Annotated in this window: 20 protein-coding genes; 14 read left to right on the top strand and 6 right to left on the bottom strand. The window is 70.1% G+C overall.

Annotation, left to right across the window (positions count from 1 at the left end; all coding sequences use genetic code 11):
* Positions 1–31: 31 nt before the first annotated feature.
* From KHU32_RS19665 to KHU32_RS19630, 8 genes are all read left to right on the top strand, one after another.
* Positions 32–454, top strand: a complete 423-nt coding sequence (locus tag KHU32_RS19665; protein ID WP_213671870.1) for a Tat pathway signal protein — start codon at positions 32–34, stop codon at positions 452–454.
* A 10-nt stretch (positions 455–464) separates the two neighbouring features.
* A complete protein-coding gene (locus tag KHU32_RS19660) occupies positions 465–1,130 on the top strand; it encodes a MotA/TolQ/ExbB proton channel family protein (protein WP_213671869.1) in 666 nt (221 codons plus the stop codon).
* 6 nt (positions 1,131–1,136) lie between these two features.
* On the top strand, positions 1,137–1,598 hold the full coding sequence (gene tolR / locus KHU32_RS19655) for a protein TolR (RefSeq protein WP_249681423.1): 462 nt from the start codon (positions 1,137–1,139) through the stop codon (positions 1,596–1,598).
* Between the two features lie 4 nt (positions 1,599–1,602).
* Complete coding sequence (locus tag KHU32_RS19650) at positions 1,603–2,652, top strand: energy transducer TonB (protein WP_213671868.1); 1,050 nt, start codon at positions 1,603–1,605, stop codon at positions 2,650–2,652.
* Positions 2,653–2,787: 135 nt separating this feature from the next.
* Positions 2,788–2,952 (top strand): DUF3309 family protein, encoded by a 165-nt coding sequence (locus KHU32_RS19645; protein ID WP_213671867.1) that lies wholly within the window; start codon positions 2,788–2,790, stop codon positions 2,950–2,952.
* An 18-nt stretch (positions 2,953–2,970) separates the two neighbouring features.
* Positions 2,971–3,660, top strand: a complete 690-nt coding sequence (locus KHU32_RS19640; protein WP_213671866.1) for a VIT1/CCC1 transporter family protein — start codon at positions 2,971–2,973, stop codon at positions 3,658–3,660.
* Between the two features lie 3 nt (positions 3,661–3,663).
* On the top strand, positions 3,664–3,978 hold the full coding sequence (locus KHU32_RS19635; RefSeq protein ID WP_213671865.1) for a DUF167 domain-containing protein: 315 nt from the start codon (positions 3,664–3,666) through the stop codon (positions 3,976–3,978).
* A gap of 53 nt (positions 3,979–4,031) precedes the next feature.
* Positions 4,032–4,454, top strand: coding sequence for a DUF3830 family protein (locus tag KHU32_RS19630; protein ID WP_213671864.1), 423 nt, complete (start codon positions 4,032–4,034; stop codon positions 4,452–4,454).
* A 60-nt stretch (positions 4,455–4,514) separates the two neighbouring features.
* On the opposite strand, the gene KHU32_RS19625 is transcribed toward KHU32_RS19630, so the two are convergent.
* The 3 genes from KHU32_RS19625 to KHU32_RS19615 form a co-directional block, all read right to left on the bottom strand.
* Positions 4,515–6,182, bottom strand: a complete 1,668-nt coding sequence (locus KHU32_RS19625; protein WP_213671863.1) for a M3 family oligoendopeptidase — start codon at positions 6,180–6,182, stop codon at positions 4,515–4,517.
* A 63-nt stretch (positions 6,183–6,245) separates the two neighbouring features.
* Complete coding sequence (locus KHU32_RS19620) at positions 6,246–7,493, bottom strand: sensor domain-containing diguanylate cyclase (RefSeq protein WP_213671862.1); 1,248 nt, start codon at positions 7,491–7,493, stop codon at positions 6,246–6,248.
* A gap of 73 nt (positions 7,494–7,566) precedes the next feature.
* Positions 7,567–8,292 (bottom strand): GntR family transcriptional regulator, encoded by a 726-nt coding sequence (locus tag KHU32_RS19615; RefSeq protein WP_213671861.1) that lies wholly within the window; start codon positions 8,290–8,292, stop codon positions 7,567–7,569.
* A 98-nt stretch (positions 8,293–8,390) separates the two neighbouring features.
* Here KHU32_RS19615 and tcuA point away from each other — a divergent pair, with 98 nt between their 5' ends.
* The 3 genes from tcuA to KHU32_RS19600 are packed head-to-tail and all read left to right on the top strand — an operon-like array spanning position 8,391 to position 11,894.
* Positions 8,391–9,785 carry an FAD-dependent tricarballylate dehydrogenase TcuA gene (gene tcuA / locus KHU32_RS19610; protein WP_213671860.1) on the top strand — a complete coding sequence of 465 codons (1,395 nt, stop codon included), beginning with the start codon at positions 8,391–8,393 and terminating at the stop codon, positions 9,783–9,785.
* The gene (gene tcuB, locus KHU32_RS19605; RefSeq protein WP_213671859.1) at positions 9,772–10,875 is read left to right on the top strand and encodes a tricarballylate utilization 4Fe-4S protein TcuB; all 1,104 of its coding nucleotides are present in this window, start codon (positions 9,772–9,774) and stop codon (positions 10,873–10,875) included. The genes tcuA and tcuB overlap by 14 nt, the downstream gene beginning before the upstream one ends.
* Before the next feature lie 59 nt (positions 10,876–10,934).
* Positions 10,935–11,894, top strand: coding sequence for a Bug family tripartite tricarboxylate transporter substrate binding protein (locus KHU32_RS19600; protein ID WP_249681419.1), 960 nt, complete (start codon positions 10,935–10,937; stop codon positions 11,892–11,894).
* 146 nt (positions 11,895–12,040) lie between these two features.
* On the opposite strand, the gene lpdA is transcribed toward KHU32_RS19600, so the two are convergent.
* Positions 12,041–13,444, bottom strand: coding sequence for a dihydrolipoyl dehydrogenase (lpdA, locus tag KHU32_RS19595; RefSeq protein ID WP_249681416.1), 1,404 nt, complete (start codon positions 13,442–13,444; stop codon positions 12,041–12,043).
* A 286-nt stretch (positions 13,445–13,730) separates the two neighbouring features.
* Here lpdA and KHU32_RS19590 point away from each other — a divergent pair, with 286 nt between their 5' ends.
* From KHU32_RS19590 to KHU32_RS19580, 3 genes are read left to right on the top strand one after another with little or no spacing between them, the layout of a single operon-like run.
* Positions 13,731–14,720 (top strand): tripartite tricarboxylate transporter substrate binding protein, encoded by a 990-nt coding sequence (locus tag KHU32_RS19590; protein ID WP_213671856.1) that lies wholly within the window; start codon positions 13,731–13,733, stop codon positions 14,718–14,720.
* Between the two features lie 11 nt (positions 14,721–14,731).
* Positions 14,732–15,688 (top strand): tripartite tricarboxylate transporter substrate binding protein, encoded by a 957-nt coding sequence (locus KHU32_RS19585; RefSeq protein WP_249681414.1) that lies wholly within the window; start codon positions 14,732–14,734, stop codon positions 15,686–15,688.
* Positions 15,689–15,737: 49 nt separating this feature from the next.
* Complete coding sequence (locus tag KHU32_RS19580; RefSeq protein ID WP_213671854.1) at positions 15,738–16,691, top strand: tripartite tricarboxylate transporter substrate binding protein; 954 nt, start codon at positions 15,738–15,740, stop codon at positions 16,689–16,691.
* A 100-nt stretch (positions 16,692–16,791) separates the two neighbouring features.
* Here the strand turns inward: KHU32_RS19580 and argF are convergent, their stop codons facing one another.
* The gene (gene argF, locus KHU32_RS19575) at positions 16,792–17,736 is read right to left on the bottom strand and encodes an ornithine carbamoyltransferase (protein WP_213671853.1); all 945 of its coding nucleotides are present in this window, start codon (positions 17,734–17,736) and stop codon (positions 16,792–16,794) included.
* Complete coding sequence (locus tag KHU32_RS19570; protein WP_213671852.1) at positions 17,733–18,935, bottom strand: aspartate aminotransferase family protein; 1,203 nt, start codon at positions 18,933–18,935, stop codon at positions 17,733–17,735. The genes argF and KHU32_RS19570 overlap by 4 nt, the downstream gene beginning before the upstream one ends.
* Between the last annotated feature and the right edge of the window lie 16 nt (positions 18,936–18,951).

The raw sequence follows: 18,951 nt of genomic DNA, 5'->3' as shown, positions 1-18,951 counted from the left end.
GACGATCCCGCCCGGCCGAAGGACCCTCGCCATGCTTCGCGGCTTTCTCACCGCTCTTTTCGTCGTCGCCGGGCTTTCGCCCCTCGCGGCGCAGACCGCGTCCCCGATCCGCGTCGAGCTGAACCGCCTCGAGGCGCGCGAGAATGCCTGCCGCGTGTGGATGGTGCTGAACAACAGCGGCGGCGAGGCGCTCGACCCCCTGCGGCTCGACCTCGTGATCTTCGGCAAGGATGGCGTGGTGGCGCGCCGCCTGGCGGTCGATGCCGGCCCGGTGCCCGCCGGCCGCACGGTCGTTCGCCTCTTCGACATGACCGGCCAGGGCTGCGATGGAGTGGGCAGCATGCTGCTCAACGACGTGCTCGCCTGCGGCAGCCAGGAGGCCGATGCGCGCAATGCCTGCGTGACGCGCGCCACGCTGACCTCCCGCGTGAGCGGCGTGACCTTCGAGAAGTGACCCGCGGCCGATGAACCCCGTCCCGCACGACTTCACGCCCCTCGGGCTGTTCCTGGCCGCCGATCCGATCGTCAAGGCGGTGATGATCGGCCTCGCGCTGGCCTCCATCGCCTGCTGGGCGGTGATCATCGAGAAGAGTTTCGCGCTCGGCCGGCTGCGGCGCGAGGTGCGGGCGCTGGCCAGCGCCTCCGTGACGCCGACCATCATCGCCGAGGGCTCGGACGACCTGACCGCGATCGCGCTGCGGGCGGGCCTGCCCGAATGGCGCCTGGGTCAGGGCGTGCAGGAGACCGACGGCGAGTATCGTGCGCGGCTCGACGGCGCGATGCGCAAGGCGGTGCTGCGCGCCGTGCGGCGCACGGAGCCGGGTCTGCAGATCCTCGCGACCACGGGTTCCGTCGCCCCCTTCGTCGGCCTCTTCGGCACGGTCTGGGGCATTATGAACAGCTTCACCGGCATCGCGGCCAGCAACGACACCAGCCTGGCCGTCGTGGCGCCGGGCATCGCCGAGGCGCTCTTCGCGACGGCGATCGGCCTGGTCGCCGCCATTCCCGCGGTCATGGCCTATAACCGCTTCGTGGGCGGCCTGACCGGCGCCCGGCAGGAGGCGCTGGGCGCGGCCTCCGACCTCGCGCTGCGGCTCAGCCGCGCGCCGCGCCAGCAGGTGGCGGGCTAGCGCGCCATGGCGATGAGCACCTCCGGCAATTCGGGCGACGACGACGAGGAGAGCGCCGGCACCGCGATGTCGGACATCAACGTCACGCCCTTCGTGGACGTGATGCTGGTGCTGCTCATCATCTTCATGGTGGCCGCACCGATGATGATGGTCGGCGTGCCCGTGCAGCTGCCGCGCACCGCTGCAGCCCGGGTGGCGCAGACGGCGCCGCCGGTCGTGGTCAGTGTGAATCGCGAGGGGCTGGTCTTCCTGCGCGCCGAGCAGGTGCCGGAGGCCGAGCTCTCGGACCGCATCCGCGCCATCCGCGAGGCGGAGGCGAACGACGCCCCCGTCTATGTGCGCGGCGACCGGACCGTGCCCTATGGCGACGTCATGCGCGTCATGGGCAAGGTGACGGCCGCCGGCGTCTCGCGCGTGTCCCTCATCGCCGAGGCCGAACCCTCCGGCCCCGCCATCCAGGCTCGCTGAGACCATGCCGGACTTCTCGGCCCAGCTGAGGCTGCCCGAGGAAACGGAGCTGAGGCCACCGCCCGGCACCGTCCGTCGCTTCGGCCTGCCGGCCGCGGCCGCGATCCTGCTGCATGCCGCCGTCGTGGGACCGCTGCTCTGGCTGACCCAGTCGCCGCCCGCCGCGCCCGAGCCCGTGGGGATCGAGGTCTCGCCGGTCGAGGAGGCCGCGCCTTCCGAGGCCGCGGCGCCCACCGAAGTCACCGAGGAGACGCAGGCCGCGCAGCCCGAGGCCGCGCCGACCCCGCCGCCGCCCGATACCGTCGAGCCGCCGCCGCCCGACAGCCCGCCGCCCCCGCCGCCCGAGGCCCTGCGCCAGCCGCCGCCGGACGAGGCGCCGCCGCCGCCCCCTGACGCCACGCCCCCTCCGCCCCCGGACGAGACGCCTCCGCCGCCGCCCGAGGCCACCGCCGAGCCGCCGCCGGACACGCCCCCGCCCGAGCAGATCGCGCCGACGCCGCTGATCGCGCCGCTGGAAGCCGAGCCGCCGGAAGCCGAGGAGACGGTGCCCCCGCCGCCGCCGGAAGAGGCCGTCGAGACGCCGCCGCCGCCCCCGCCGCCGACCCCGGATGCGCCGGAGGAGACGGTGCGCGCCATCGCGCCCCCGCCGCCGCCTCGCCCGACGCCTCCCCGTCCGGCGCCGCCGCGCCCCGCGCCGCCCCAGGAGGCGCAGCCCGCGGCCGCCGCCCCGGCGCCGAGCGTCGCCGCGCCCCCGGCGCCGGTACGCCCGCCGGCCAGCTACATCGGCCGGTTGATGGCCGCGCTGGAGCGCCACAAGGATTATCCGATCGCGGCCCGCACGCGGCGCGCCGAAGGCACGGTCGTGCTGCGCTTCGCCATGCGGCGCGACGGCACCGTCGCCTCCTGGCGGATCGAGCGGAGCTCGGGCCACGAGGATCTGGACCAGGCGGTGGCGGCGATGATCCGCCGGGCCTCGCCGCTGCCCGCCCCGCCGCCCGAAATGCCGGGCGACCCGGTGGAGCTGGTCGTGCCGGTGCGCTTCACGCTGCGCTAGGCGCGGCTGCATCGGGCAAGACGTCGGTGCCGCGCCAACCGCGCCTGCCATCGCGCGTTGGCGTAGCACCTCGCATGACCGCGAGGCGCTGCCGGGGTGATTTCCGCCCCGCTGCCCCCATCGCGGAGAACGTCCATGTCCCTCGGCACCATCCTTATCATCATTCTCATCATCGCCCTGCTGGGCGGATTCAGCGGCCGCTTCGGGGGCTATGGCTACGGTTTCGGGCACGGCGGCGTCGGCGTGCTGGGTGTTGTGCTGGTCGTCGTCATCGTGCTTCTGGTGATGGGACGTATCTGACCGCCTAGAGGAGGCCCCTTGCCGCACCGCGAAAGCCACCGCGTCGATCGCATCGGCTGGCTGCGGGCGGCGGTGCTGGGGGCCAATGATGGCATCGTCTCCACGGCGAGCCTGATCGTCGGGGTCGCGGCCGCGGACGGCACGCGATCCAGCATCCTGATCGCCGGCGTCGCCGGGATGGTCGCGGGAGCCACCTCCATGGCGGCGGGCGAATACGTCTCCGTCAGCTCGCAGGCCGATAGCGAGAAGGCGGAGCTGGCGCGGGAAAGACAGGAGCTGCACGAGGACCCCGCCTTCGAGCGCGAGGAGCTCGCGCAGATCTACGTGCATCGGGGCCTCGATCCTGCGCTGGCAGGCCAGGTGGCCGATCAGCTCATGGCGAAGGACGCGCTGGGTGCGCATCTGCGCGACGAGCTCGGCATCACCGAGGTGACGGCCGCGCGGCCGCTCTCCGCCGCCTTGGCCTCGGCGGCGAGCTTCGCGATCGGCGCGGCCCTGCCGCTGGCCGCGGCGCTGCTGGCGCCGACGCGTCTGACGGCGCCGCTGGTTTCCATCGCCTCGCTGGCCTCACTCGCGCTGCTGGGGGCGCTGGGAGCCTGGGCCGGTGGAGCGAGCATGCGACAGGCGGCGGTGCGCGTCGCCTTCTGGGGCGCGCTGGCCATGGGGCTGACCGCCGCCATCGGGCGCCTCGTCGGTCAGGCGGTCTGACGCATGCCCTTCAGCATCGTTGGAAAGGGACTCCGGCTGGCCGTGCGGCTGACGCCGCGCGCCTCGCGGGAGGGCGTCGACGGCGTCATCGAAGGGGCGGACGGGCGGCGGATGCTGCAGCTTCGCCTAGCCGCGCCGCCCGTGGATGGCGCCGCCAATGCGGCACTGGTCGCCTTCGTGGCCAAGGCGCTGCGGCTCCGTAAATCCGAAGTGATGATCGCGACCGGCGAGAAGTCCCGGCTGAAGCTGCTGGAGCTCTCTGGCGATCCCGCGGATCTCAAAGCGAGGGTCGAGGCCTGGATCGCGGGCTCGACGTAACGGCGCGACCGTGCTTTGGCGAGGGGAAGACCGAAGGGGAGACACATCGGCACATGACGGACATCATCATCGACATCGGCGGCGAGCTCTTCCGAGCGACTTACGAGACGAAGGACGCGCCGAAGACGGTCGCGCGCTTCCGCGAGCTGCTGCCTTACCGCGACCGGATCATCCACGTGCGCTGGAGTGGCGAGGCCTGCTGGATCCCGATGGGCGAGCGGGACCTCTCCATCGGCTACGAGAACGCGACCAGCTATCCGGCGCCGGGGCAGATCATCGTGCATCCGGGCCATGTGAGCGGCGAGAGCGAGACGGAGATCCTGCTGGCCTATGGGCCCTGCTGCTTCGCCAGCAAGGCGGGCCAGCTGGCCGGCAACCACTTCCTGACGATCCGCGACGACCTCGAGCGGCTGGCGAAGGTGGGCCGCTCGGTCCTGTGGGATGGCGCGAAGGCGATCGAGTTCCGCGCGCCCTGATGATCGAAGGGGCAGGAAACTGAGTTTCCTGCCGGGGGAGTTCGAGGGGGCGACGCCCTCTCAGTTCCCAAGGAAGTTCTCGGCTTCCTTCACCACCTCCGCGAGCGCGCCCGGCGCGAAGGGCGACACCAGCCCCGCCGACTTCACCAGTTCCTGGAACGGCGCCGAGCCGCCGCGTTCGCAGAGCGCGACGTAGTCATCGAGCGCGGCCTTCGGATCGTGCCGGGACTTCACCCAGAACTGCAGCGCGCAGCAGAGCGCCAGCGTGTAGTCGATGTAGTAGAAGGGGCTGTTGTAGATGTGGTGCTTGGCCTGCCAGCGCCCGCCCTTCGCCAGGTAGCCGATATCGCCGTAATCCGACCACGGCATGTAGCGCTGCTCCAGCCTCTTCCAGATCGCGTGCCGCTCCTCCGGCGTGGCCTCGGGATGGGCGAAGACCTCGTGCTGGAAGTGGTCGACGCAGACGCCGTAGGGCAGGAAGGCGAGCGAGGAGATCAGGTGCATCCGCCGGAAGCGATCGGCCGCGTCGTCGCCGACCAGCAGGTCCATCTGCGGATGCGTGAGGAACTCGAGGCTCATCGAGTGGATCTCGCAGGCCTCCATGGTCGGCCAGAGCTGGTCGATGCCGGGGAGGCTGCGGCTTTCCCAGCACTGGAAGGCATGGCCCATCTCGTGCGTGAAGACGCCGATATCGTGATGCGTGCCGTTGAAGTTCGCGAAGATGAAGGGCGCGCCGACGCTGGGGAAGCTGGTGCAGAAGCCCCCGCCCGCCTTGCCCGGCCGGTTCTTCAGGTCGAGGAAGCCGCCCGCCCGCATCATCCGGTAGAAGTCGGCCAGGCGCGGGTCCATCCGGTCGAACATGGTCTGCGCGGCGGCGACGAGCGTGTCGTGGTCGCCGATGGGCGCGGGATTGCCGGCCGGGTCGATCAGGGCCTCGTCCCAGTAGCGCACCTTGTCCCAGCCGAACTCGGCGCGGCGGGATTCCAGCAGCTTCGCGATGAGCGGGACGACATGCTCGGCCACCTGGTCGCGATAGCGCGCGACGTCGGCCGCGTCGTAATCCGTGCGGCGCATGCGGCGATAGGCCAGCGGAGTGAAGCTCTCGTCGCCGAGCTTGCGTGCCATGCCGTGCCGCAGCTTCACGAGCTGGTCGTAGAGCGAATCCAGTTCGGCGCCGTGCTGCTCGAAGAAGGCCCAGCGCAGGGATTCCGCACGGTGGCGCATCTCGCGATCGGGGCTTTCGGCATAGGGCGCGAGGCCGGAGAGGTTCACCGTCGCGCCGTCGATCTCGAAGCTCGCCGAGGCCAGCAGCTCGGTGTAGCGCGCGGTGAGGCGGGCTTCCTCCTCCAGATCCGCGGCGATGATGGGATCGAAGGTGGTGATGTCGGTCCGCCAGAGATTCAGCACATGCGGCGTGACCAGCGCTTCCACGCCCGCGCGGTCCGGGTCGTCGATCAGGCGCTTCTTGATCGCGACCTCGTGCTCCGTCGCGACGGGCGACAGCGCATCGGCATATTCGCGCGCGGCCTTGGCCTCGGCGTCCTTCGTGTCCTGCGCGAAGCGGAGATGGACGAGCGCGCTCCAGGTGTCCGTCGTGCGGCGGGCGGTGTCCCATTCGGCGACGGCCGCGCCGCGGTCGCCGGCCTCGAGCCGGGAGGCGATGCGCTTCGCCTCCGCCGCCAGGGATTCCGCGGTGGGGCGGGGGGCCGTGATCTCGTCGAAACGCATGCTCGGAACTCCGGTGGAAGAGGGGAGGTTAAGCCCCGTTCCGCCAGGAGGAAATCAGGGTCGTCAGGCGGCCAGTACCCAGCGGTTCCGGCCGCCCTCCTTGGCGGCATAGAGCGCGCGGTCGGCCAGGGCGACGACATCCTCGGCGGATTGCTCCACGCCGTGCGCCACGGTCGCGCCGAGGCTCACGGTCAGCGAGCGTTCGGCGACGCCGAGGTCGAAGGGCGTATCGGCGATCGTCGAGCGGAAGCGCTCGGCGATGGAGGGGAGCTCGGCGGCGCCCACCTCGCTGAGGAGGATGAGGAATTCCTCGCCGCCGTAGCGCCCGAGATAGTCGCCCTGGCGCAGCATGGGCGAAAGGCGCTCGGTGAAGCCGCACAGGGCCTTGTCACCGGCGGCATGGCCATGCGTGTCGTTGATCGACTTGAAGTGGTCGATATCCGCCATGATCAGCCCCAGCGTCTTTCCGGCGGCCGCGCAGGCCTGCAGGTGCCGGTCCAGCGCGAGCAGGAAGGCGCGGCGGTTCAGCACGCCGGTCAGCACGTCGCGGTTCGCGGCCTCCGTCAGCTGCTCGGCCTGCCGCAGGAGGAACTGGTTGCGCTCGACCAGTTCCTGGAAGAGCTGGCTCTTGTTGATCAGGATCGCGACCTGGCCGGCGATCTGTCGGAAGACGGCCTGATGGATGTCCTTGTAGACATTGGTCTTCTGGCTGGTGAAGAAGATCACGCCCAGCGGCCGGCCATCGATGAAGAGGGGGCAGGTGAGGCTGGAGCGGCCGCCTTCGCCGACGATCTTCCGCGTGGCGTTGGAGGTCGGGTGCTCGGCCAGATAGGCCTCGAGGTCGTTCAGGATCCGCGGCTCGCCGGTGCGGAACACCTCGCGCAGGCTGCTGCCGGCGAGCGGCCGCGAATAGCCCTTGTTGATCCGCATCGGGCCCATGTTCGAGCGGGCCCAGTAGGAGGTCATCCGTGTGCCGCCGGCCGAGAGGAAGGCGCAGCCGATGCGGTCGTAGGGGATGATGCCGATGAAGCCCTTGAAGATGCTGTCGAGCACATCCTCGACCAGGATCTCGCGCTCCGCGGACAGCACCACCTGGTTGAGGCGCGTGAGCTCGGCCTCGCGCCGCGCGATGGCCTCCGAAAGGAGCTTCAGTTCGTGGCCGAGGCGGGCCAGCGCATCGTCGCCTTCCGCCTCCGGCGGCTTGACGGTCTTGCCCTGGCGAAGGGCGCTGACCCAGGCGGTATAGGCGGCGACGCGGTCGTTCGGATCCGCGAGGCTTCGTTCGTCGTCTTTGAGGGCCGCGTCCGTCATCTCGTCATCTCATGCGGGGGGCTTTGGCGGGAAGTCGGCAACGGTGGATCGTGCCGATGGCGGCGGGGAGGACCTACCGGCCCTGGCGCGGAGGGGCAAGCGCGTCGCGCGCATTTGCCTGCGTCTGTCCGCCGGGGGCGGCGAGCGGCACGCCGGAGACATTGACGAGCCAAGCCAGGCGATGGCGCTGCGCCGCGCGGGAATGCTGCCGCGCTGCCTCGGCCGCCGCCGCGCCGTCGCGGGCGCGCAGCGCCGCAAGCAGGCGAAGATGCTCCTCATGCGCCTGCTGCGCGCGGCCCTCGAGGGTGAGGAGCGAGGGCAGCAGCGCCATGGTCGCGGAAAGCTGCTCCAGGCTGCGCAGCAGGTAGCGGTTATGCGCGGCGAGATAGAGCAGCCCATGCAGCCGCTGGTTCACGGCGGCGAGCTTCGCCGCATCGGCGAAGACCTGGGGCTCGCCGGCCACCAGCTCCTCCATCGCCTCGATCTCGGTCTCGCTCGCATGCTGGGCGGCGAGGCCGGCGGCGGCGCCCTCCAGGATCTCGCGCATGACATAGAGCTCGACCACCTGGCCGTGATCCGGCCGCGTGACGGCGAGGCCGCGCCGCGCCTGGTGAGTGAGCAGGCCCTCGGCCTCCAGCCTGGCGATGGCCTGTCGGATGGGCGTGCGGGAGACGCCGAAGCGCGCGGCGAGGTCTGTCTCCGTCAGGCGAAGGCCGGGCGCGAGCGTGCCGTCGCGGATGGCTTCGCGCACCTGGAGATAGGCTTCCTGTCCGCGGCCCTGGCCGGAATTGGCGTCCATGGCGGCATTCTAGGATGGCGGGAGGCGGCCAGCCAGGGCCGGTTGGCGTTTTGGATACAGCCGGATACAGTCGCGGCGGAGCAGGAACGGAACAGGACATGGACTTCACCCGCACCTATGACGTGCTGGTGGTGGGCGGCGGCAATGCCGCGCTCTGCGCCGCGATCACCGCGCGCCAGGCGGGGGCGAGCGTCGTCGTCGCCGAGCACGCGCCGAAGCCCATGCGCGGTGGCAACAGCCGTCACACCCGCAATCTGCGCGCACTGCATCCCAAGCCGACCGGCGTGCTCACCGAGAGCTACCTGGAAGACGAATACTGGGACGACCTGCTGCGCGTGACCGGCGGCCGCACCAACGAGGAGCTGGCGCGCATGACCATCCGCGCGAGCCAGTTCGCGCCGGGCTTCCTCGCGGATTGCGGCGTGGTCTTCCAGCCGAGCCTCTCCGGCACGCTGAGCCTCAGCCGCACCAACGCCTTCTTCCTCGGCGGCGGCAAGGCGCTGGTGAATGCGATGTACCGGACCGCCGAGGCGCTCGGCGTCACCATCCTCTACGACACCGAGGTGCAGCATATCGAGGTGAAGGACGGCTTCGCGACCGAGGCCATCATCTCCTGGCGCGGTTTTCCCGAGCGGATCCGTTTCAAGGCGATCGTGGCTTCCGCCGGCGGCTTCCAGGCCAATCGCGAATGGCTGCGCGAATACTGGGGCGACGCGGCCGACAACTTCCAGATCCGCGGCACGCCCTATGCGCAGGGAACCGTGCTGAAGGACCTGCTGGCCAGCGGCATCCAGGAGGTGGGCGACCCCACGCAGTTCCACGCCGTCGCCAACGATGCGCGCGCGCCGATGGTGGATGGCGGGCTGGCCATGCGGCTCGACTGCGTGCCCTTTTCCATCGTCGTGAATAAGGAGGTCGAGCGCTTCTACGACGAGGGCGAGGATGTCTGGCCCAAGCGCTATGCCATCTGGGGCCGCCTGATCGCGCAGCAGCCGGATCAGCGCGCCTTCGCCATCACCGACAGCCAGGCGCTGCACAACTACCTGCCCAGCGTCTTCCCGCCCATGAAGGCGGGCAGCATTCCCGAGCTCGCGCAGAAGCTCGGCCTCGACGCCGCGAAACTGCAGGCCGTGGTGGACGAGTACAATGCCGCGGTGCTGCCCGGCACCTTCCATGGCAACAAGCTGGACGACTGCCGCACGGACGGGCTGGAGATCGAGAAGACGCATTGGGCGCGCCGCATCGACACGCCGCCCTTCTACGGCCATCCCCTGGCGCCGGGCATCACCTTCACCTTCCTCGGCGTGAAGGTGAACGACCGCGCGCAGGTGATGATGGCGGACGGCAAGCCCAGCGGGAACCTCTTCGCCTCCGGCGAGATCATGGCCGGCAATATCCTGGGCCAGGGCTATCTTGCCGGATTCGGCATGACCATCGGAACCGTCTTCGGCCGCCTCGCCGGCGAGGGAGCTGCGAAATATGTCCGCAACTGAATCCGAAGCCATCGTCGAGGGCCGGCGGCAGATGGAGATCTGCAATGCCTGCCGCTACTGCGAGGGCTATTGCGCCGTCTTCCCGGCGATGACGCTGCGGCGCGAATTCTCGCAGGGCGATCTCACGCATCTCGCCAACCTCTGCCACTCCTGCAAGGGCTGCTATCACGCCTGCCAGTACGCGCCGCCGCATGCCTTCGGTGTGAACATCCCAGCGACCTTCGCGACCATCCGCAACGAATCCTATGCCGAATACGCCTGGCCCGCGCCCATGGGCCGGGCCTTCGAGCGCAACGGCACGGTGGTCTCCGCCGTGGCGATGCTGGCGGTGACACTGGTGCTGCTGCTGACCATGGCCCTGCAGGACCCCGCGATCCTCTACACGGCGCAGACCGGCACCGGCGCCTTCTTCCGCGTCATCCCCTATTGGCTGATGACGGGCATGGCCGGGCTCACCTTCGGCTACGCGCTCATCGCGATGGCGGCGGGCGCGGTGCGCTACTGGCGCGGCACGGCGCCGGGGAAGGGGCAGAAGCCGCTGGCGGCCGCGCCGGTCGCGACGGCGGCGGTGGACATCCTCACGCTGCGCAACCTCGGCGGCGGCGGGCATGGCTGCAACGACATCGACGACAGCTTCGCGCAGACGCGGCGCTGGTTCCACCAGGCGATGTTCTACGGCTTCATGCTCTGCTTCGCCGCGACGACGACGGGCACGATCTATCATCACTTCCTGGGCTGGAAGTCGCCGCATGCCTTCCTGAGCCTGCCGGTGCAGTTCGGCACCTGGGGCGGCGTGCTGCTGTGCATCGGCACCGCGGGCCTGCTCTGGGTGAAGACGGTCACCGATCCCGGCCCGGTGGCGAAGCGCTGGCTGGGCGGCGAATACGCCATGCTGTCGCTGCTCTTCCTGATCGGCGCCACGGGGCTGCTGCTGCTGGTCGTGCGGCATACGGGCGCGATGGGCGTGATGCTGGCGCTGCACCTGGGCCTCGTGCTCGCCTTCTTCGTGGTGCTGCCCTACAGCAAGATGGTCCATGGCGTGTATCGCGGCCTGGCCCTGCTGCGGAGCGCGCAGGAAAAGCGCGCCTGACGCGCCTGGACAGGCGCTGAGCGCCGGGCCCATCCTCCGCCAAAACGGGGATGGCCGGGATGATCGAACGACGCGTGGTACTCACGCTCCTGGCGGCGCCGGCCGTGGCGCGGGCGCAGGGCTTTCCCGCCCGCCCGCTGCGCCTCGTGATCCCCTTCACCTCCGGCGGCAGCAACGACATCGTCGGCCGCCTCCTGGCCGAGGCCATGGCGGCGCGGCTGGGCCAGCCGATCGTCGTGGAGAACCGGGGCGGGGCAGGGGGGCTGCTCGGCAACGACCTCGTCGCGAAGGCGCCGCCGGACGGCTACACGATCCTGCTGGCGGGCAGCGGCAGCTTCGTTATCTCGAGCCTCACGGTGCCCCGCGTGCCCTACGATGTGGTGAACGGCTTTGCCGCCATCGGCCTCGTCGGCGCCGCGCCCAATGTCATCGCGGTCAACCCGGAACTGCCTGTCCGCAACCTGGCGGAGCTGCGGGACTATGCCCGCGCCCATCCGCCCATCACCTTCGGCACGCCGGGGGCGGGGACCACGGCGCATGCGCTGGGGGCGATGGTGGCGCTCACGCTCGGCTTCCCGATCGAGTTCATCCACTATCGCGGCACGGCGCCCGCGCTGACGGACGTGGTCGCGGGCCGGCTGCAGATGATCACCAATGCCGCCGCGCCCTTCCTGCCGTTCCTGGCCTCGGGGCGACTGCGCGCGCTGGCCATCGCCGGGCGCCAGCGCGCCTCGATCCTGCCCGAGGTCCCGACCTCGGTGGAGGAGGGCTTTCCGGAGATCGAGAGCGCCACCTGGTACGGGCTGCTGGCACCGGCGGGCACGCCGAGGGAGGCGATCGGCCGGCTCCATGCCGCGCTGAATGCTTCGCTGGAGGATCCGGGCCTGCGCGCCCGCATGGTCGAGAACGGCGTGGAGATCGAGACGAGCCCGACGCCCGAGGATTTCGGGCGCTTCCTGGTGACGGAGCGCGAGCGCTGGAGCGCCGTCGTGCAGCGGGCAAACCTGCGGGCGGAGTAGGATTTTCGCCGCATGCCTGGTGTCTCAAAGGCTGGAGCTAAACCCTGCCGCAAGGCGGCCGGCACCGCCCATTCACGTTTGCATCCCGCGCGACCGTCGCGCGGCGAAGCCAAGCGCGCGGAGCGCGCGCACGGCGTCTGAGGGCCTCAAATATGCAGCGCGCGGCCTTCGACGGCGAGGGCGGCTTCCTTCACCGCCTCGTTCAGCGTCGGATGGGCGTGGCAGGTGCGCGCCACATCCTCGCTGCTCGCCCCGAACTCGATCGCCATGGCGAGCTCGGCGATCAGCGTGCCGGCATCCGGGCCGATGATATGCCCGCCCAGAACGAGGTCGGTCTTCGCGTCGGCGATGATCTTCACCAGCCCGTCCGTCTCCGCCATGGCGCGCGCGCGGCCATTCGCGAGGAAGGGGAACTTGCCGACCTTGTAGGCCACGCCGCGCGCCTTCAGCTGCTCCTCGGTCTCGCCCACGGCGGCGACCTCGGGCCAAGTGTAGATGACCGAAGGAATGGCGTTGTAGTTGATGTGCGGCTTCTGGCCCGCGATCATCTCCGCCAGCGCGGAGCCCTCATCCTCGGCCTTGTGCGCGAGCATCGCGCCGGTGATGCAGTCGCCGATCGCGTAGATGCCGGGCACGTTGGTGGCGAAGTGGCCGTCCACCTCCACGCGGCCGCGCTCGTCCAGCTTCACGCCGACCTTGTCGAGGCCGAGGCCCGCGAGATGGGGGCGGCGGCCGATCGCCAGCAGCACGATATCGGCGGAAAGCTTCTCCTCGGCGCCGCCGGCGGCAGGGGCCAGCGTGAGCTCGACGCCCGAATCGCTCGCCTTGGCGCCGGTCACCTTGGTCTTGAGCTTGAGCTTCATGCCCTGCTTGGTCATGGCGCGCTCGAACTGCTTGCCGATCTCGAGGTCGAGGCCGGGCGCCAGGCGGTCCATGAACTCCACGACGGTGACCTGCGCGCCCAGGCGCTGCCACACCGAGCCGAGCTCCAGGCCGATCACGCCGCCGCCGATGACGACGAGGTGGCCCGGAACCTTCTCCAGCTCCAGCGCGCCCGTGGAGGTGACGATCCGCTTCTCGTCCACCTCGACGCCGGGGAGCGGCACGCTCTCGCTGCCGGTGGCGATGACGATGTGCTTGGCCGCGTATTCCTTGCCGTCCACCGCGACCTTGCCGGGGGCGGTGATGCTGCCCGCGCCCTTCAGCCAGGTGATCTTGTTCTTCTTGAAGAGGAACTCGACGCCCTTCACGTTGGCGTCCACCACCTTGGTCTTGTGGCCCATCATCTTCTCGAGGTCGTAGCGGACCTCGCCCACGATGACGCCATGCGTCTCGAGCTTGTGCTTGGCTTCCTCGAAATGCTCGGTCGAGTGCAGTAGCGCCTTGGAGGGGATGCAGCCGACGTTGAGGCAGGTGCCGCCCAGCGTCGCGCGCTTCTCGACGCAGGCCACCTTCATCCCGAGCTGCGCGGCGCGGATGGCGCAGACATAGCCGCCGGGGCCGGCGCCGATGACGATGACGTCGAAGCTGTCAGGGACGGTGGCGGACATGAGGGTTCCTCTAAGAAATCCGGCGCAAACTGACGCGCCCGGGGCCCCCGTGCAAGCCGGGGGCAATGGGCCGCCATGGTAGGCGCCCTCGGCCGAAGGTTCCACCGGCGAGCCTCCCGCCCAGCTCGCCGCTGCCATCCGCGGCTGGGGGTGGCGGCGGGGCGGCGCCCGCTGTCAGGCGGCTTGGTCCGCGCAGGCGAATTGGCTTGGCAGGCGGACTGTTCCATGGCCTGATCCGGAGATGACGGCACCGTTAGATGTGCCGTGTCCGGGAGGTTTAACTAGAATGAGTCATGCTCGGTCGGAGCTTTCGCGTCGTCACGCCTTGATGGTGGGCGCCGGCATTCTCGCCGTGCCTGCGGTTTCCAGAGCCCAGGCCCGATATCCCGATCGCCCGATCCGCCTGATCATCCCCTGGACGCCCGGCAGCAGCTCCGACGTGCAGCTTCGCAACCTCGCCGACCTGGCGAGCCGGGCGCTGGGCCAGCCCGTGGTGGCCGAGAATCGCTCGGGCGCCGGCGGCACGCTCCATGCCCTGACCCTGGCGCGGGAGGCGCGGCCGGATGGCTACACCATCGGCCAGATGCATCTTTCCGTCGTGCGCCGGCCCTATCTGGTCCGCACGCCGCAATGGGATGCGACGACCGACTTCACGCATATCATCGGCCTCACGGGCTGGCTCTATGGCATCGCCGTGAAGGCGGACAGCCCGTTCCAGACCTTCCGGGAGATGATCACCTACGCCAAGGCCAACCCCGGCAAGCTGAGCTTCGCGACCTCGGGCATCGCCACCACCAACCACCTCGCGATGGAGGATATCGCGGCGCGGGAGGGGGCGAGCTTCACCCACGTGCCCTTCCGCGGCTCGAGCGAGGGCGTGACGGGCGTGCTCTCCGGCACGGTCGACATGATCGCCGATTCCAGCTCCTGGGCGCCGCAGGTCGAGGCAGGGGGCATGCGCCTGCTCTGCGTCTGGACGGAGGAGCGGGTCGGCCGGTTCCCCACCGTGCCGACGCTGAAGGAGCTGGGGCACGACATGGTCGTGACCTCGCCCTACGGGATCAGCGGCCCACCGCGCATGGATCCGGGCATCGTCCGCACCCTGCACGACACGCTGAAGGAAGGCCTCTTCAGCGCGGAAAATACCCGCGTCCGCGGCCAGTTCGACATGCCGGTCGCCTACCTCAACACCGAGCAGTACCAGGATTTCATTGTCCGCCGCGCCGCCTATGAGCGGGAGATCGTGAACCGGCTCGGCATCCGGATGGACGGCTGATGGAGGCCCTCATGCAACGTCGCGCCCTTTTCGCCCTGCCGCTTGCGGCCCCTGCCGTCGCCAGTGCCCAGGGCCGTTATCCCGACCGGCCCATCCGGCTGATCCTCCCCTGGCCGCCGGGCGGCAGCGCCGATTCCCAGCTCCGCAGCATCGCCGAGCTGGCCTCGCGTGAGCTCGGCCAGCCCGTGGTGATCGAGAACCGGTCGGGCGCCGGCGGCACGCTCCATGCCGTGCACCTGGCGCGCGAGGCGCGGCCGGACGGCTATACGCTCGGCCAGATGCACCTCTCGGTCGTGCGCCGGCCCTTCCTCGTCCGCACGCCGCAATGGGATGCGACGAAGGACTTCACCCACATCATCGGCATGACCGGCTGGCTCTTCGGCATCGCCGTGCGGGCGGACAGCCCCTTCCAGAGCTTCCGGGAGATGATCACCTACGCCAAGGCCAATCCGGGCAAGCTCAGCTTCTCCACCTCCGGCATTGCCACCTCCAACCACCTGGCGATGGAGGACATCATCGCGCGCGAAGGCGTGGAGATCACCCACGTCCCCTTCCGTGGTGCCAGTGAAGGCATCACCGCCGTGCTGAGTGGCAGCGTGAGCATGATCGCCGACAGCAGCGCCTGGGCCGGCAATGTCGAGGCCGGGCAGATGCGCCTGCTCTGCGTCTGGTCGGAGGAGCGGGCGCCCCGCTTCCCCAATGTGCCGACGCTGAAGGAAGTGGGCCACGACATGGTCGTGACCTCGCCCTACGGGGTCAGCGGGCCGCCGCGCATGGATCCGGGGGTCGTCCGCGTCCTGCACGACGTCATGCACCGGGGGCTGATGAGCCCGGAGAACACGCGCGTCCGCGCGCAGTTCGACATGCCGCTCGCCTACCTCAACACCGAGCAATACCAGGACTTCATCGTGCGGCGTGCCGCCTACGAGCAGGAGATCGTGACGAGGCTGGGCATCCGCATGGAGTGAGATAGCCGCGCGGCCGCGTCGCCCGAGGCCGCATCACAGGGGGACAACAATGAAAAGACGCACTCTGCTGGCCGCGCTGCCCCTGGCGGCGCCGGCGCTGGCACAAAGTCGCTATCCGAACCGGCCCATCCGGTTCCTGATCCCCTGGCCGCCGGGCGGCAGCCTCGATGCGCTGCACCGCCAGATGTTCGAGATCTCGGGGAGGGACCTGGGGCAGAACTTCGTCATCGAGAACATGCCGGGCGCCCGGGGCACGCGCGCCGCCATGTTTCTGACGCAACAGGCGCGGCCGGACGGCTACACGCTGGCGCATCACCACCTCTCGATCCTGCGTCATCCCTTCCTGACGCGGCAGCCCACCTGGGATCCGGTGACGGACTTCTCCTACGTCATGCAGGTCACGGGCTTCGTCTTCGGCACCGCCGTCCGGGCCGACAGCCGCTGGCAGACCTTCGACGACCTGATGCGCGAGGCACGCGAGCGGCCCGGCACGCTGACCTATTCCACCTCCGGCATCGCGACGACCAACCACCTGGCGATGGAGGACATCCTCGCCCGACGCGAGGCGCGGATGGAGCACATCCCGACGCGCGGCTCGCAGGAGGGAGTCACCATGCTGCTCGGCCGGCAGATCGACGTGGTGGCCGATTCCCAGAGCTGGCGGCCGCAGGTGGAGAGCGGCGAGTTCCGGTTGCTCTCGGCCTGGACGCCGACGCGCCTGGGCTCGGCACCCGATGCGCCCACGCTGCTGGAGCTCGGCTTCGGGATGAGCGTGACCTCGCCCTATGGGATCGTGGGGCCCAAGGGCATGCCGCCCGAGATCGTGGACGTGCTGCATCGTTCACTGAAGAAGGCGCTGGACGACGAGCTGTGCCAGGCGATCATGCGGCGATGGGAGCTGCCCAACGAATATCTGGGGCCGCAGGAATACCTGGCCTTCGCGCAGGAACGGGTGCCCTACGAGCGGGACATGGTGCGGCGGCTGAACCTGAGCATCGATTGATGCGCCCAGATACCGGGCGGCGGAGCCGCCGCCCGGTTGGCGGGCGGGTGAGCGCCACTTCGTCGTAGGGAGGGGGCGCGCGCAGGCCGCGCGCCCTGGATTACGCCAGCCCGAGCGCCCAGAGCAGCACGCCCTTCTGGGCGTGCAGCCGGTTCTCGGCCTCGTCGAAGACCACGCTCTGCGGCCCGTCCATCACCTCGTCGGTGATCTCCTCGCCGCGATGGGCGGGCAGGCAATGCATCACGATGGCGTCCGGCACGGCGTGGCCGAGCAGCGCCTTGTTCACCTGATAGGGCGCCAGCATGTTGTGGCGCTGGCGGGCGCTGGTCTTGTCGTCGCTCATCGAGACCCAGGTGTCGGTCACGACGCAGCGCGCGCCCTTGACCGCTTCCTGCGGGCTGTTGGTCAGCTCGACGCGCGCGCCCTGGCTCCGCGCCCAGTTGATGAGGCCGGCATCCGGCGCCAGCTCCGGCGGGGTCGCGATGTTCAGGGTGAAGTCGAAGCGCGCCGCGGCCTGGATGAAGCTCTGCGCGACGTTGTTGCCGTCGCCGGTCCAGGCCACCGTCTGGCCGGCGATGGGGCCGCGATGTTCCTCGAAGGTCATCACGTCCGCCATCAGCTGGCAGGGGTGCGACACGTCGGTAAGGCCGTTGATGACCGGCACCGTCGCGTATTCCGCCAGCTCCCGCATCTTCGAGACGCGGTCGGTGCGCAGGATGATCGCATCCACGTAGCGGGACAGCACGCGCGCCGTATCGGCAGGCGTCTCGCCGCGTCCCAGTTGCGTGTCCTTGCTGGACAGGGTCACCACCTCGCCGCCGAGCTGGCGGATGCCCACCTCGAAGCTGACGCGCGTGCGCGTCGACGGCTTCTCGAAGATCATGGCGATGTGCTTGCCCGCCAGCGGCTTGCCGCCCACTTCGCCGCGCTTGGCGCGGGTGCCGAGGTCGAGCATGCGGCGCAGCGTCGCCGCATCATGGTCCATGAGCTCAAGAAAGTGGCGCGGCGCGCCACCCCCCTCGATGGGCCTGAGCACCGCGCTCACTTTGCCAAGGCCGGAGACTTGGCCGGCGTGAGCTTGGTGCAGGCGCGGTCCATCAGCGCCAGGGCCTCGTCCACCTGCGCCTCGGTGACGATGAGCGGCGGGGCGACCCGCAGCACGTTCATCCCGGCGGCGACGGTGAGCAGGCCCTCGGCCACGCAGGCCGCCTGCATCTCGCTGTTCGAGACCTCCGGCCGGAGCTTGAGGCCGACCAGCAGCCCCGCACCCTGCACGCCTTCGGCGACATGCGGATGGCGGGCGGCCAGCGCCTCGAGACCCTTCCAGAGGTAGCGCGCGACGCGGTCCACCCCGGCCAGGAAGCCGTCGGCCAGCACCACGTCCAGCACGGCATTGCCGGCGGAGCAGGCCAGCGGGCCGCCGCCATAGGTCGTGCCATGCGTGCCAGGCTTGAGGTGCTTGGCGACCGCCTCGCGGGCCAGGACGGCGCCGAGCGGGAAGCCGCCGCCGATGCCCTTGGCCGAGCTCATGACGTCCGGCTCGATGCCGGCCCATTCATGCGCCCAGAGCTTGCCCGAGCGGCCCATGCCGGTCTGCACCTCGTCGAGCGCGAGCAGGAGCCCGAACTCGTCGCAGACCGCGCGGAGATCCTTCAGGAACCGCAGGTCGGCCGGGCGGACGCCGCCCTCGCCCTGGATGGGCTCGATCAGGATGCCGGCCGTGGCCGGCGTGATGGCGTCGCGCACCGCGTTCATGTTGCCGAAGGGCACATGGTCGAAGCCGTCCACCGGCGGGCCGAAGCCGGCCAGGTACTTCTCGTTGCCCGTCGCCGAGAGGGTGGCGAGCGTGCGGCCGTGGAAGGCGCCCTCGAAGCAGATCATCCGGTACTTCTCCGGATGGCCGTTCTCGGCGTGGTATTTCCGGACGGCCTTGATCATGCCCTCGTTCGCCTCGGCGCCCGAGTTGCAGAAGAAGACGCTGTCCGCGAAGGAATTCGCCACGTGCCGGGCCGCCAGCTTCTCAGCCTGGGGCACCCGGTAGAGGTTGCTCACATGCATGACCTTCGCCGCCTGCTCCGCGATGGTCTTCACCAGATGCGGATGCGCGTGGCCGAGCGAGGTGGTGGCGATGCCGGAGCCGAAGTCGAGGAATCGTCGCCCGTCTTCCGTCCACACATAGGCGCCGTCGCCCCGCTCGAAGGCGAGATCGGCACGGTTGTAGGTCGGCATCAGGGCGGGGATCACGCTTCAGCGCTCCTCT

Source organism: Roseococcus pinisoli (assembly GCF_018413645.1).
GTDB classification, from domain to species: Bacteria; Pseudomonadota; Alphaproteobacteria; order Acetobacterales; family Acetobacteraceae; genus Roseococcus; species Roseococcus pinisoli.
The sequence above is the reverse complement of the archived record's forward strand: the minus strand, read 5'-3'. Positions and strand labels throughout refer to the sequence as shown.